The organism is Psychrobacter sp. M9-54-1, assembly GCF_016613355.1.
Classification (GTDB): Bacteria; Pseudomonadota; Gammaproteobacteria; order Pseudomonadales; family Moraxellaceae; genus Psychrobacter; species Psychrobacter faecalis.
Genome location: NZ_JADGFW010000006.1, coordinates 88,341 through 103,133, shown reverse-complemented (window position 1 = coordinate 103,133; position 14,793 = coordinate 88,341). Strand labels below are relative to the sequence as shown.

Below are 14,793 nucleotides of genomic sequence, written 5' to 3'. Positions count from 1 at the left end.
TTTTGAGAAATTTTATTAGCAAACTACCCATACCTTAGCACAACCGACACAGTGCCTTATTTTTGTTCTAAAATCCTTTATTATAACGACGATCATGAGAATAAGCATGGTACCCTAGTGAGGACTCGAAACTTGGGCTGTAGGCTAATGGTATCAATATTTTGACACGCCGGGATAGTCACAGTGTACTTCGCGGTGTACTTAACATATATATTCTATTCGTGATCGGCGCGCTATACAGGCACCGAACAGGTTTTATCATAAATAGGCTTTAGCTGATTTTAAATGGTTTATCTAGATAATTGAGATACGCTACCGTATTTACTTTTTGTCAGCCAAATATCTTTTGACAATTTCGGGTAAAAGAAAGTAATAATACTGTTTAAAAAACATTGGCATGTTCACGTAACTTCCATATCTCCTAAATATTGTTTGCCAACCTTCAACGCCAATATTTTCACGAATATACCCATGACTATCTATAATATCGTGTTTATATCCAATAATTTGAAGCGGTAAATCAAAATCAATTAATAGAAATAAATCTTGAGTATTATCAAAAATAATAAAAGGCGTGTTTATATGAATCTGCCCTAATTGATAGATCACACTTTCGTTTACAGTAGAGCATTGTATAAAGCAACATTTATCTCTATCCGTTGATGCTATCAAAATATCACCCTTCAAGTTCTCTTCAATAATTTTCATGCAAATGTCGCCAGCATCTAAGCCATTATCTAGTTCATCTCCTAATTCATAAGGCAATGTGAAATAATTAAAATTTTGATTAGGTGTAGGTTTAATATCGTTATTACCTTTAACAAAAAAATGCTCCAAATTAAATTGATTCGCTTGCTCTACTTTAAGTAAATCACAATTCTCTTTTACTAGCATTTGCCTATCTGTAGCCCACTCATCAGATTCAAGATAGTATTCGTCACTATTAGGTTCATAAAAGTTCATTAGATTTATTTCCTACAATGTATAACTATTGATTAACAATTTTACCTATTCTCTTAATACTGTAAACATCAACTTAGCACACTTTGTTCAACCAGCTCGAAGGAAGATAATAATCAAACGATATTTGTTTCAGCGTATTCATACCGAAACTCATTTGAACTTTCGTTTAACTATCTAACAGCAGGGTATACCCTAGCGGAACCAGCAATTTCACCCTTCAAACCTATTAACAGACCACTTATAACAGACTGGTATAATAGAACCACTTATATTAGACCGTGCTTGATGATTCATAAATAGCCGTTATTCACAACAAAGTTACCCAGTACTGCGTGACAAATGCCGCTAAGGTACCGACTTATGCAAGAGATCTATCAATAAGCGATTCATCTGCCATCTCATTAGCCATCAGGAGTGCTTGGTATAAGCTGGTTGCACTTGCGCCGCCGCGCCCTGCTAAATCAAGCGCCGTACCATGATCAACTGAGGTACGAATATAGGGCAGCCCCAAGGTAAGATTGACTGTATCGCCAAAGCCGTGCGATTTGAGCACCGGCAAACCTTGGTCATGATACATAGCAATGACCGCGTCACAGTTGGCTAAATGTCTTGGGGTAAATAAGGTATCCGCTGGCATTGCTTCTGATATATCGACGCCTACGTCGATAAACTCACGCAATACGGGATTGATAATCTCAATCTCTTCAACGCCCAAATGCCCGCCCTCGCCCGCATGCGGATTGAGACCGCAAACCAAAATACGTGGCTGCGTTAAGCCAAACTTCTCGCGCATATCGTCAATGACAATTTGCACCGTTTGGCGTACATTATCAGCGGTGATAGCCGCAGGTATGTCTTTTAATGCTAAATGCGTGGTAACAAGCGCCACTTTCATGGCTTGATTGGCGAGCATCATCACGACTTTCTCACAGCCACTTTGCTGCATAAAAAACTCGGTATGACCGCTAAACATGGTGCCATCGAGCAGTTTAATATCCGCATCTATTAAGGCAGATTTTTGCAATGGCCCTGTGACGATGGCAGCGACTGTTTTATTAGTCGCTAACTGATGGGCGATGTCCAATTGTTTGGCAACCATGGCCGAATTGCGAGTATTAATTTTTCCGCAGACAACGGCTTCAGCACAAGGCGTATTTAACAAAATAAACGCATTATCATCATTGTCATCAATAATTTGCTGTGACATTTGATTTAAAAATTCATCGGCCTCTATTTCCAAATCGACAATTTGCCAAAGCGGACAGTTTTGGAGCACGCCTGCTGTTACCAGCATATCAGCGCGCTTTTGCATTGCGGTGCTATCGGCAGTAACCCAGATTGGACGCTTAAAATTGTGCAATTTACCCTCAGCTGCTAATAGCAGCACGATATCCATACCAATGCCAGCAGGCTCACCGGTTGTGATTAATAATGGTAGTCTTTTTTGCATAGTAAAATATCCTAGTTTGATATTAAGAATGTGTTTTTATTGGATTTATTATTATGAAAACGAGCGTTTAAGAGGGTCTAAGCCGGCGTAAATTTTATATCATAGCAGATGGCATTTTTATAGATAATTACTGATAGCAGCCGAAAAAACGCTAGAATGTGTTAAACTTTCGCCTTTCATTGTAGCATTTACCAGCAAGCGCTGAGACCACCTTTTGGTACTTCTCTCGTAGAGCTATGCCGCGCTTGCGTGACGGTATCACTCCTAAAATAAATACTGATAGCACATAGCTATTTATACTCTTATATAATTAATTTTATACCGACTTTTGAAACTGACTTTTAAGACACTGGGCACCCATGGCAGACAACGAAAAAACCGACGACTTACTCAATCAGACACCGCCGCACAATATTGATATTGAAAAGGCCTTACTGGCGTCTTTGATGAGTATCGAAGAGGCATACGATAAGATTGCAGATATCGTCACCAAAGACGATTTTTATGCGGGGCGTCACCAGTATATTTTTGATGCGATTGCGCATTTGGCAGCGGTCAACGAGCCTTACGATACGGTCATGGTGCATGATTGGTTGGAAGCACAGAAACTGCTTAAAGGTGCCGGCGGTGACAGCTATTTGGCCGATATTTTGAGCCAAAGTCCTGCCACTTTGTTTAACCTCACTGCTTATGCACAGCGCGTGCGTGAGCTGTCGACCTTACGTCAGCTCATTACCACGGGCAATGACATGCTGACCCTTGCCTATAATCCCAAAGACCAAACGGTAAGCGATATCTTGGACAATGTTGAGGCAAAAATATTTAGTATCAATGAGCAGCATAATAAACGCGCAGAGCAACGCGGCCCCGTTGGTATTACCTCAGTATTGACCAATGTCATTGATAAGATTCAAGAGTTAAAGTCTAATCCTGACGGCATGATAGGTTTACAAACGCCATTCGTCGAGCTAAACAACAAAACCCAAGGCTTACAAGCCGGCGATTTAATCATTGTGGCGGCGCGTCCGTCGATGGGTAAAACCACCTTTGCTATGAACTTGGCAGAAGGCGTTTTATTTAATGAAGATTTGCCCGTGGTGGTATTTTCGATGGAAATGCCAGCGGAGTCCATCGTCATGCGTTTGCTGTCGTCTTGGGGTGCGATTAATCAGACGCACTTGCGCTCTGGGCAAATGAATGAAGATGAATGGGCAAAAATGATGAATGCCATTCAGCATTTGCAATCTAAGCATTTATATATCGATGACAGTACCGCCCTGCCGCCCTCTGAGCTGCGTTCGCGCTGTCGCCGTATTGCTAAAAATCATGATGGTAAACTTGGCGCTATCGTCGTCGATTACCTACAGCTAATGAAAGTACCTAGTCTTGACGGCAACCGTGTGGGCGAAATCTCGGAAATTTCTCGTAGTTTAAAAGCCTTGGCTCGTGAGCTTGAATGTCCGGTTATTGCGCTGTCCCAGCTTAACCGCAGTCTAGAAAACCGTCCAAATAAGCGCCCTATCATGTCGGATTTGCGTGAGTCGGGTGCGATTGAGCAGGATGCCGATTTGATTATGTTTATTTATCGCGATGAGGTTTATAATGAAAACTCAGACCACAAAGGTGTGGCTGAAATCATCATCGGTAAACAGCGTAACGGCCCTATCGGCACCGTCCGCTTAGGCTTTGAAGGGCAATTTACCCGCTTTATTAACCTGACACCAGAATACTATCAAAACGTCAGCTTTGAGAATGATGAATAATCGGCTGACTAAACAATACATATAATAAGCTTTAACTTTAAAACGACTATGAATAAAACTAGCCAGTGCGTCATCAGCCAAATTGATGACGCACTGGCTTTATTGCTTTACCCCATTACTAATAACACCATTTGTTTAATGAAATCGTTTTACTAAAAAAAATAACTTTGTCAATAAAGAAGGCAATTATGCGCACTATCACAATCAAACCAGCCGCCATTACTCATAATGTGGCGCAAGTTAAAAAACTGGCACCGACGGCAAAAATCCTTGCTATGGTCAAGGCCAATGCTTATGGTCATGGCGTCGCTGCAGTTCTACCAGCATTGCAACAAGGCGAGCAACAGGCTGATGGTATCGGCGTTGCAACCTTGATAGAAGCCTTGGAAGCGCGACAACTTGGCTGGGATAAAACCATTGGTCTCATCGAAGGCGCATTTACCGCCAAGGAATGGCAGCTAGCGATAGAGCATGATATCAGCTGCGTGATTCATCATGAGCCGCAATTAATGTGGGCATTAGAAAAAACCCCACCGACTACCAGCGCCACTCGAGTGGTTTGGCTAAAATATAATACTGGCATGAACCGCTTAGGCTTTAATGACCAAACGCTGATTCCAGCAGCCAAACGTTTGCATAAAGCCGGTTATAAGCTGATTTTAACCACTCACTTTGCCAATGCCGACGACCGCGCTCATCCTCTAAATGCCATTCAAATCCAGCGCTTTAACGACATGCTACAGACGTTACGAGAAACGGTGAGCAGCGATGTAAAAGGCTCATTGTGCAACTCAGCAGGTATCGTCAATTTCCCCGAGCATCATCACGATTGGGTACGTCCGGGCATCATGCTTTACGGTAGTACGCCTGTCACTGATAAAAGTGCGCGTGATTTGGACTTACAGCCAGCAATGGAATTTAGCGCCCAAATCATCGCGCTACAAACAGTCAACGCAGGTGACGGCATTGGTTATGGCAGCCGCTGGACTGCGATGCAAGATACCAAAACAGCGTTAGTCAGCATCGGTTATGGTGACGGCTATCCACGCGTGGTGAGTGCTGATGCCTATGTTTGCGTCATTGATGAGACCAACAACCAAAGCTACCCATGTGCGGTCATCGGACGCGTTGCCATGGATATGATTGTCATTGACGTCAGCGCTGTGCCAAACAGCGTGGCGTTAAATAGTAAAGTATTACTGTGGGGTGACGCGCCGCACGTCGATGAAGTCGCCGCCCATGCTGAAACCATTAGCTATGAGCTGCTATGCCGCCTAAGCGCGCGCCCAACTCGAAACATAACAGAATCCTAATCGTTAGATATGAACATCATGACAGTTTGCCAGATAAAAGAGACAGCGCCAAATCATGGCAAATTGAACATTTACATTAAGCCCAATTGCGCTATACTAAAAGTTTGTTGTCACCACAGTATACGCACTGACGCGATATGATTACTGACTGACAACGTAACATTTTTATCGATTTTTCATCGATTGTGATCGACTGCTAGGATTACTATGAGTTTGCGCCATTTTTTGACCCTATCTGATTTAACCAAACAAGAACTAGAAAACCTCATCAAACGCGCTTGTGAATTACGCAAAATGCAACATGCCGGCGAGATATATCAGCCCTTCGTTGGGCGGACGCTTGGCATGATATTTGAGAAATCATCCACTCGCACACGTATCTCATTTGAGACGGGTATGGGACAGTTTGGCGGCAGCGCTATCTTTTTGTCGCCAAATGACACGCAGCTTGGGCGCGGTGAGCCGCTAGAAGATTCGGCGCGCGTTATCTCAAGCATGGTCGATATCATTATGATTCGTACCTTTGGGCACGAAAAAGTTGAAACCTTTGCCGAATACTCAAGTGTGCCTATCATTAACGCCCTGACTGACGAATTTCATCCCTGCCAGCTGCTTGCTGATATGCAAACGTATTATGAGCATCGCGGCAGTATCGAAAACAAAATCGTCACTTGGGTTGGCGATGGCAACAATATGTGTGCCTCTTACATGCAAGCGGCCAATCAGTTTGGCTTTGAGCTGCGTGTTGCTGCCCCTTATGGCTTCGAGCCTGATCCTGAGCTGATGGAGCGCTTCTCACATTGCGTGAGCTTGGTCGAAGATGTGCAAGATGCGGCAAAAGATTCAAACTTAATCGTCACCGATGTCTGGGCAAGCATGGGGCAAGAGTCTGAGCAAAATACTCGCGCACGCCGTTTTGCGCCCTATCAAGTCACGCCATCACTGCTTGATAAAGCTGACCCCGAAGTGGTATTTATGCACTGCTTACCTGCGCATCGCGGCGAAGAAATCTCTCACGATATGCTCGATGACCCGCGCTCAGTGGTCTGGGACGAAGCGGAAAACCGCTTACATGCGCAAAAAGCCTTGATGGAGTTTTTATTAAAAGACAAAATTAAGCTACCTGCCTAAAAATAGGTTATTAAAAACATATCGTGATATTTTGCTAAACCAGCAAGCAGCAGATGAACAGATACGAAAAAGGCAGCGCATATTTTAATGCGCTGCCTTTTTATTGTTTATGACTTTATTTAGCGATAAGTTAATGCATTAACGCGTCAAAGTGGTCACGCCATCACTGCCCGCTCTAAGCAGCACATCGGCTTGATTGGCAGCAAAAATACCATTACAGACCACGCCAACGATATTATTTAACTCTTGTTCGAACGCCAATGGATTACTGACATCCAAATCATAGGTGTCTAAAATCACATTACCATAATCGGTGACAAAATCTTCACGATAAACCGGCTCACCGCCCAAACGGGCTAATTGCCTTGCTACATACGAGCGCGCTTGTGGCAGTACTTCTATCGGTACGGGAAATTCGCGCCCTAAGCATTGCACACTTTTGCTTTCATCAACCATACAGACAAACTTGTTGGAAGCCGCAGCGACGATTTTTTCACGTGTGAGCGCACCGCCACCCCCTTTAATCAATTGCAAATGTTCATTTACCTCGTCAGCGCCATCGATATAGACATCAAGCTGACCGGCAAAGTTTAAATCGACGATGTCGATACCCAAGGCGCGTAGTTTATCTTCGGTGACCTGTGAGCTTGCGACCGCGCCAGCAAGCCTTAACGTCGGCAATAACTCAATCAAACAATTTACCGTACTGCCTGTCCCTACGCCAAGTATCATGTCATCTTCGATATAGCGGAGGGCAGCTTTGGCTGCGGCTTGCTTTTGTGCTTGCTGATCACTCATCATAAATCCTTGGAAAAATAAACGTCTTACTCTAAAAGAGCTAAAATGATAAAGGAAGTAAAGGGCGCGCTTATTATAACCGATGGCTCTAAGCGATGTTAGCGTAAAACCTATTCTAAATACTCATTGAACCCTCTCATTACGCATACTTACTTTAATGTATTCATAAATGAGCATTTAAACTTTAATAAACTCTCGACGAAATTTGCAATTGTGTCTTGCAAGATAGTGAAAATCAGCATAGGCTAATCTATTTCGTTTTTGTGCTTATCTTTACTGGTTTATTGCTGTTTATTATTAAATACCAATTTATAACCATTTGCACTTCTTTTATTCATCTTCACTTTGTTTAGGAAACATTATGCTGTCACATTGGGTACGAGCCATCTTGCAAGCCACCGTCTATGACGTCGCCATTCAAACACCACTTGAAGCTGCACCGAAGCTGACCCAACGTTTTGCTAATGATATTCGATTTAAGCGCGAAGATTTGCAACCGGTTAAATCCTTTAAGTTGCGCGGTGCTTATAACCGTATTAGCCAATTGAGCGATGCGCAAAAAGCACGCGGCGTTATTTGTGCTTCGGCAGGTAATCATGCGCAAGGTGTTGCCTACTCTGCCCGTAAGCTTGCCTTGAATAACATCATTGTGATGCCAACCACCACACCGGATATCAAAGTCGATGCGGTACGCGCGCTTGGCGGTAATGTCGATTTGCATGGCGACAGCTTTGATGAAGCCAACCGTTATGCAATTAATCGTGCTGAGACCGAGGGTTTAACCTTTATCCCGCCATATGATGATGAATTGGTGATTGCAGGGCAAGGCACTATTGGTCTGGAATTGACCCAGCAATGGCGCAACATGGATTATGTCTTCGTTGCCGTAGGCGGTGGTGGTTTGATTTCTGGTGTGGCAGCATTTTTAGGTGAAGTGGCGCCGCATGTCAAAGTCATCGCCGTCGAAGCGGAACAATCAGCTTCACTAAAAGCGGCGCTTGAAGCGAATGAACGCGTTAAACTCAAACAAGTTGGACTGTTTGTTGATGGTGTCGCCGTTGCTCAAATTGGCGAGCTGCCTTTTGATATCGTGCGTATGCAAAAGGGCGATGCATCAGGTCCTTTAGTCGAGACTGACGTGGTTACTTGTACCAATGATGAAGTCTGCGCGGCGGTGAAAGATATCTTTGAAGAAAACCGTAGTATCGTTGAGCCTGCTGGTGCTTTGTCCGTTGCAGGCATGAAAAAATATATTGAAGCCAACAATTTACAAGGGAAAAACTGCGTTGGTATCATCTGCGGTGCCAATATGAACTTTGATCGCTTGCGCTATATCGCCGAGCGTACGGAGATTGGTGAGAAAAAAGAAGCCATCTTTGGCGTAACGATTCCTGAGCAAACGGGCGCGTTTTTAAACTTTTGCCGCAGTCTACATGGCCGTAATATCACCGAGTTTAACTATCGTGCCGATAGCAAAAAATCACCCGACTCTATGGAACCTGCGTCTATTTTTGTCGGTATCGCCTTAAAAGAAGGTGAGAAAGAGCGTCAAACGATTAGCAACCAATTGGCAGCCGATGGCTATGAAGCGCATGATTTAACCGATGATGACATCGCCAAATCTCATATTCGTCATTTGATTGGCGGTCATGCCCATGTCGAAAATGAGCAATTATTAAGCGTAGTATTCCCAGAACGGCCGGGCGCCTTATTGACCTTTTTAGAAAAATTGGGCGATGACTTTAATATTACCTTATTCCATTATCGCAATCATGGTGCTGCTGAAGGTCGCGTGTTGGTTGGCTTGCAAGCCTCTGAGGGTAACTCTCGCCAGCTACAAGATGCGCTTCTTGATATTGGTTATGACTGCACCATGCTCAATGACAATATTGGCTATCAATTGTTTTTAAAGTAATCACCATATAGTACAGCATAGGTAATCTTTCATTTATCAGGTCGGTCTTTTAGCGATTAAAAAGCTGGCTCTGATAAATGAATAATGATCACTTACTGACAGTATTTACTCATTTGCAGCGACTATTATTAGGTGATAAGCCGTGACTCAAAAGATACTGATGTTTATATTATTGCTAGTTTTAGGTCTCGTGGGTTATAAGATGCTGCAACCTAAAACCACAACTAGCAATCATGTTACGGCTGATACTTCAGTTCCTGCTTTTACCGCGGCTGATTTGAATGATATCCCGCCAACGTATGTGGATTTAGAGGCAAGTTCAACCTCAAGCTCAGTAGCAAATCCAGCTGTAACGTCACAGCCAGTACTAACAGCGCAATCAGCGGTAGCGCCAAGCTTTGCGTGTGATGGCAGGCGACATTGTTCTCAGATGACCTCATGCGCAGAAGCGACTTACTTTATACAGCACTGTCCTAATACAAAAATGGATGGTAATAATGACGGCATTCCTTGTGAAAAACAGTGGTGTCATTGATTTTTAAGTTCTAGACTTCCTATTCATGCAATACAAGACCGTCATAACAATGGTTAATTTATTTTACTTATTCACCATAAAAACCCATTTTGAAAAACTTTAATCACTTATTACTCTTTTAATTCCCAAAAAAACCACCATTATTATCTTAGTTTATTGATATTTATGAGGTTTTGATGAGTAAACATAATAAAAACCACAATCAGCCGAGCCACAGCCAACCGGATGCCGTGCGTATGCGGCTTGATAAATGGTTATGGGCCGCACGCTTTTATCGCACCCGCACCCTTGCCAAAGAAGCCATCGAAAGCGGTCGCGTCCATTATGCAGGGAGCCGTGTCAAAACCAGTAAAGAGATTGCTGTCGGAGATGAGCTTAGTATTCGCCAAGGCTTAGCCACCGCCATGACTGAAAAAACTGTGATTGTCGAAGCACTAAGCGCCCAACGTGGTAATGCAAGTGCCGCCCAAGCGCTGTATTCTGAGACTGAAGAAAGCGAAGAGCGTCGCGCCTACTATGCCGAACAGCGCAAACTGGCCAATCTTGCCCGCCCTGATAATAAACCCAATAAAAAAGAGCGTCGTGATTTACAACGCTTTAAAAACAAGCAAGAATAAAGGCTGCCAGTAACAGCAGTATTCTATTATTTATTGCCTAGCGTGACCCTATTGTTTACCTCTGCTCTTGCCATTCAAGGTATTAACCGTTACGCTAACCACCAATTCATTTATTCGATAACATGCTAAGCAACCGCATTATTATGCTGGTCTTGATGGCATGTTTTTTTGTTGTGATAAAAGGTCATTATATGCCAATCAAAGCGTCTACTCCTTCCTCTGTTCTAGTGGTTTGTTTGGGGAATATTTGCCGTTCACCGACCGCCGAAGAGATTTTCCGTCAGCAAGCAGCGATTGCAGGGCTGGCGATGAAAGTGGATTCAGCAGGTACGGGAGACTGGCATATTGGTCATGCGCCAGATGAGCGGGCACAGCGCCACGCCAAAGCCCATGGTTATAACATCAATAAGCTGGTCGCGCGTCAAGTGAGCGCTGATGATTTTCGTAAGTTTGATTTAATTTTGGCGATGGATGCGCAAAACTTAGCTGACCTACAAGCCATAAAAGACAGTATCAGCGATACAGATGGCAAGCTTGCCAAACTGGCATTATTTAGTGAAGAAGACCCAACTTACGGCGGCGACGATGTACCAGACCCTTATCAAGGGGACGCCGATGCTTTCGAAGAAGTGATTGAACGTATTGAATCCAGTTCACAAGCTTGGATTGAAAGTTGGAAAACTGCTTAGTTTAATAGTTCTTAGCGCTAAATGTTTAACCACACTCAATAATAGTTAGCGATAAAGTGCTATATTTCTGCTACTTTTATGCCGCTCATCCTTTATAATAAACACCGCATGATTTTTTGTTTATTTGCCCTATAGGCTATGTTATGACCTCAGCTTTACGCCATAATTTCAGTGCTCAACCTGCGACATCAACCAATCTTGCAGTGAATATATCGCAGGATAATTTAGTCGATTTGTCGCATAGCAATACCATGGCATTAGCATCTGTAGCGGATGTGGTCGTCACACTAACGGATGAGGCACAGCTTGATGCCTTTATGGCAAATTATGAAAAAGAGGCAGCACCTACTAAGCCGTTGTTTGTGCTCTCGGGCGGCAGTAACGTTTTATTGCCCGCACAGCTAAATGCGATTGTCTTGCGGCCACAGATGCGCGGTATTAGGGTGACAGCGCAGACAGACAGTTATGTCGATATCGAAGTGATGGCTGGTGAAAATTGGCACGACTTGGTCATGCATACGGTTGCTCAAGGTTGGTATGGCCTTGAAAATCTGGCACTGATACCAGGTTTGACTGGCGCGGCGCCGGTACAAAATATCGGCGCTTACGGTGTGCAATTAGAAGACAGCCTAGAATACGTGCGTGCTTATCATCTGCCAACCCAAACTTGGCATCAGCTAACAGCAGCAGACTGCGAGTTTGGCTACCGCGACAGCCTCTTTAAGCGTACGCCCAATACTTGGCTGATTACGCGCGTTGGTTTTCGTCTGCATACCGATCCCAGCAAAATCCTTGCCAGCTACGGCGATGTGCAGACGGTCGCGCAGCGCTATGCCGAGCAGCGAGGACGCAGCCAGCCCAATCCTGCTGATGTCATGCAAGCGATTATAGATATTCGCCAGCAGAAGCTGCCCGACCCTAAGCAGCTACCCAATTGCGGCAGCTTTTTTCAAAATCCTATTATTCCTCAAGCGCAATTTATAGCGCTAAAAGCCATCCATCCTACCATCGTTGGCTATCCAATGCCCGATGCCATGGTTAAGGTGGCAGCTGGCTGGTTAATTGAACAGGCTGGTCTAAAGGGGCATGGGTTAGCGCCAATACTCACCCATCAGCAGCAAGCGTTAGTGTTGACTAATCACAGCCCATATCAAGCGACGCAAGCGGATGTGGCAAAAGCGCAGCAGCATATCGCTGACATTGTCTATGAGAAGTTTGCGATTGAATTGGCGCGCGAGCCGGTTTGGGTAAATGCTGACGGCTCTATTGGATTTGATGAGCATGTGGTCTAAGCGATCATGGTCCAAGCGCTTATGGCGCTCTTACTTACGTTCAGCTGAGCGTATGATAAAGCTGTTTCGTATTATTAACGCCACTTTTTTGCTTGGCTCAACGGCCGTCATTCTCGTTCTTATCAGTTTGTTTACCCCGCTATTTTCGCAAGCGGTGGTTTATCTCTTAGCACATTTACCCTTACCAAAGATGCCACCTGCCGCCATGAGTTCTCCGCCGACCGCTTATGTGGTGTTGGGCGGCGGCTTGACCAATGACAATAACAATCAAACTATTCTCAATAGTTATAGCCTTAATCGCGCTCATACAGCGGCAACCGCTTATCATGACTTGCCGCTACCTATTGTCCTGAGCGGCGCCGAAGCGCCTTGGCTTGGTCAGTGGCTTATTGACCATGGGATTGATGGGCTTATCAGCGAAAACGCCAGTATGAATACCTGTGAAAATGCGCGTTTTACTGCCAAGCGCATTCCTCTGTATCATGTGTACCTTATCACCGACAGCTATCACATGGCGCGCGCGCGCAGACAGTTTGCTTTAAATGGCATTAATAGTACGCCAATTAATGCGCCCTTACCGGTACGCCGTGATTGGATGGAACCAGCGCAAAACTTAAGCCATTCGCGGCGGGCAGTTTATGAAGTTGCCGCTTACTTACGTGATGTCATTCGTCCGCAAACAAACTGTCGTGATGCCAACGATGTGACCTCGCAGCAACTATTAACCCCAAGGGGTAATGTCGCTAAAAACCCTACTGAGCAATAGCCAGCTGGCATTTACTGTTTTAGTTTTAATAACATTAGGTACCTACTATTGCCCCATTATCCACTGTCTTATTTTTGAACTTTATAGAACATTTATAACACTTGCAATAAGTGTATAATATAAGAAACTGCTATGAAAGAGGTTTGCCATGCTCAGTATATTTTTATTAATTCCTTTAAGTTTAATGCTGTTCGTGGTCGCTATCTGGGCAATACGCTATGCGGTTCGATCAAACCAATTTGAAGATTTAGATAATGCATCGCAGCGCATTATCTTGGATGATCGACAAGAGCGTCGCCAAACCATTCAAGCCCATGAGCCTAACGAGAATACCCCTCAAGCGCCGCAAACCAATGATCCAGCAGACTCCAACAGAATCGACGATTGAGTGCTACCGATTCACCTTTTACCGATATCGTCTTAATAAAGCAAATATCTATCAATAAAACTCAATCCTTTAGCCTTTTATATCTCATTTATACCTGACTGTTTTTATCATTTCTTTAGGGCAAGGATAAAAGCAGGCTCACCCTTTACCATTTTTAGGAGAAACCCCCATGACCACAGCTTTAATCGTTGCGGCATTACTAATGGGATTTTTAGGTTCACCGCATTGCTTAGGCATGTGTGGCGGTTTGGTCGCGGCATTTAGTTTATCGATGAAAGATGTCAGCCCTGCTAAGCGCCGTGCTTTGATAGCGACCTATCATTTCGGACGTTTAAGCAGTTACGCATTTTTGGGCTTGGTTGCTGGACTTGTTGGCACCACTGTTTTAGAGCCGTTGATGACGGGCAACAGTATGCCTCGTATCTTATTAGGTTTGGTATTGGTCTTTGTGGGCGTCACCATGCTTGGCGCGCCATTTTTAGCCAAACTTGAGCGCGTCGGCATGCGTTTTTGGCAATTCCTTAGTCCGCTTCGCCAAAAAGTATTTCCACTTAATACCTTTCCGCGTGCTTTAGCGGCAGGGTTATTATGGGGTTTTTTACCTTGCGGCTTGGTTTATGGTGCGCTACTTATCGCTGTCGTTGCTCATAACCCACTGGGTGGTGCGGCATTGATGTTTGTCTTTGGTTTAGGAACTGTACCGATGTTAGTGGCTACCCACGAAACGGTCGGTTGGCTACGTGAAAAAATTGGCCGTATGCGTTTAAGACAAATTAATGGCGCTATCATGGTGTTATCTGGCTTAGCGGTTGCTTTTGTTCCTATGATAATGGCTAGCATGCATGGTGGCCACGGCGGCGGTAATGGACATGGTGAGCATGCTCAAATGAATCATGGCAGCCACGCCGCTATGATGGCCGATAGCAATACTTCCTCTGAAGCGATAACAGCGACCACCGCCCATCATAATATGAACAACATGCAGCACGAGATGACGCCCGCTATGAATGGCTCAATGCATGATATGCCACATGATACAGGTAATGCAGATAACGCTATGAATCACAATATGCATAATATGACAGATGAGCAGCAAATGAATAGCCATCCTCATGAAGCTATGCCAGAAACTGCTCAATAGCAGCATAAAAAATATCATGACCCTATAAAAAA

14 protein-coding genes are annotated in these 14,793 nt (G+C 44.3%); 11 read left to right on the top strand and 3 right to left on the bottom strand.

Features of this window, described 5'->3' with window-relative positions:
- Positions 1 to 321: 321 nt before the first annotated feature.
- On the bottom strand, positions 322 to 963 hold the full coding sequence (locus IQ457_RS03905) for a hypothetical protein (RefSeq protein WP_068405208.1): 642 nt from the start codon (positions 961 to 963) through the stop codon (positions 322 to 324).
- A gap of 358 nt (positions 964 to 1,321) precedes the next feature.
- Complete coding sequence (gene pdxA / locus IQ457_RS03900) at positions 1,322 to 2,413, bottom strand: 4-hydroxythreonine-4-phosphate dehydrogenase PdxA (protein ID WP_200662163.1); 1,092 nt, start codon at positions 2,411 to 2,413, stop codon at positions 1,322 to 1,324.
- 359 nt (positions 2,414 to 2,772) lie between these two features.
- Here pdxA and dnaB point away from each other — a divergent pair, with 359 nt between their 5' ends.
- From dnaB to argF, 3 genes are all read left to right on the top strand, one after another.
- Entirely contained in the window at positions 2,773 to 4,176 is a 1,404-nt protein-coding gene (gene dnaB, locus IQ457_RS03895; protein ID WP_068405205.1) for a replicative DNA helicase, read from the top strand.
- Between the two features lie 188 nt (positions 4,177 to 4,364).
- Complete coding sequence (alr, locus tag IQ457_RS03890) at positions 4,365 to 5,489, top strand: alanine racemase (RefSeq protein ID WP_200662162.1); 1,125 nt, start codon at positions 4,365 to 4,367, stop codon at positions 5,487 to 5,489.
- Positions 5,490 to 5,696: 207 nt separating this feature from the next.
- Positions 5,697 to 6,620: an ornithine carbamoyltransferase gene (gene argF, locus IQ457_RS03885; protein ID WP_144296248.1), complete on the top strand. Its 924-nt coding sequence runs from the start codon at positions 5,697 to 5,699 to the stop codon at positions 6,618 to 6,620.
- A gap of 138 nt (positions 6,621 to 6,758) precedes the next feature.
- On the opposite strand, the gene rpiA is transcribed toward argF, so the two are convergent.
- Positions 6,759 to 7,418, bottom strand: a complete 660-nt coding sequence (gene rpiA / locus IQ457_RS03880) for a ribose-5-phosphate isomerase RpiA (protein ID WP_068405199.1) — start codon at positions 7,416 to 7,418, stop codon at positions 6,759 to 6,761.
- Positions 7,419 to 7,779: 361 nt separating this feature from the next.
- On the opposite strand from rpiA, the gene ilvA reads away from it, so the two are divergent.
- The 8 genes from ilvA to IQ457_RS03840 all read left to right on the top strand — a co-directional run bounded on the left by ilvA (position 7,780) and on the right by IQ457_RS03840 (position 14,761).
- Positions 7,780 to 9,333 carry a threonine ammonia-lyase, biosynthetic gene (gene ilvA, locus IQ457_RS03875; protein ID WP_200662161.1) on the top strand — a complete coding sequence of 518 codons (1,554 nt, stop codon included), beginning with the start codon at positions 7,780 to 7,782 and terminating at the stop codon, positions 9,331 to 9,333.
- A gap of 202 nt (positions 9,334 to 9,535) precedes the next feature.
- The gene (locus IQ457_RS13695) at positions 9,536 to 9,868 is read left to right on the top strand and encodes an excalibur calcium-binding domain-containing protein (protein ID WP_200662160.1); all 333 of its coding nucleotides are present in this window, start codon (positions 9,536 to 9,538) and stop codon (positions 9,866 to 9,868) included.
- A gap of 176 nt (positions 9,869 to 10,044) precedes the next feature.
- Entirely contained in the window at positions 10,045 to 10,485 is a 441-nt protein-coding gene (locus IQ457_RS03865) for an RNA-binding S4 domain-containing protein (RefSeq protein WP_200662159.1), read from the top strand.
- A 191-nt stretch (positions 10,486 to 10,676) separates the two neighbouring features.
- Positions 10,677 to 11,174: a low molecular weight protein-tyrosine-phosphatase gene (locus tag IQ457_RS03860; RefSeq protein ID WP_102077558.1), complete on the top strand. Its 498-nt coding sequence runs from the start codon at positions 10,677 to 10,679 to the stop codon at positions 11,172 to 11,174.
- Between the two features lie 143 nt (positions 11,175 to 11,317).
- Positions 11,318 to 12,466, top strand: coding sequence for a UDP-N-acetylmuramate dehydrogenase (gene murB, locus IQ457_RS03855; protein WP_200662158.1), 1,149 nt, complete (start codon positions 11,318 to 11,320; stop codon positions 12,464 to 12,466).
- Positions 12,456 to 13,232, top strand: coding sequence for a YdcF family protein (locus tag IQ457_RS03850; RefSeq protein WP_200662157.1), 777 nt, complete (start codon positions 12,456 to 12,458; stop codon positions 13,230 to 13,232). The genes murB and IQ457_RS03850 overlap by 11 nt, the downstream gene beginning before the upstream one ends.
- 148 nt (positions 13,233 to 13,380) lie before the next feature.
- On the top strand, positions 13,381 to 13,620 hold the full coding sequence (ccoS, locus tag IQ457_RS03845; RefSeq protein ID WP_068405191.1) for a cbb3-type cytochrome oxidase assembly protein CcoS: 240 nt from the start codon (positions 13,381 to 13,383) through the stop codon (positions 13,618 to 13,620).
- A 169-nt stretch (positions 13,621 to 13,789) separates the two neighbouring features.
- Positions 13,790 to 14,761, top strand: a complete 972-nt coding sequence (locus IQ457_RS03840) for a sulfite exporter TauE/SafE family protein (RefSeq protein ID WP_200662156.1) — start codon at positions 13,790 to 13,792, stop codon at positions 14,759 to 14,761.
- The last annotated feature ends 32 nt before the right edge of the window (positions 14,762 to 14,793 follow it).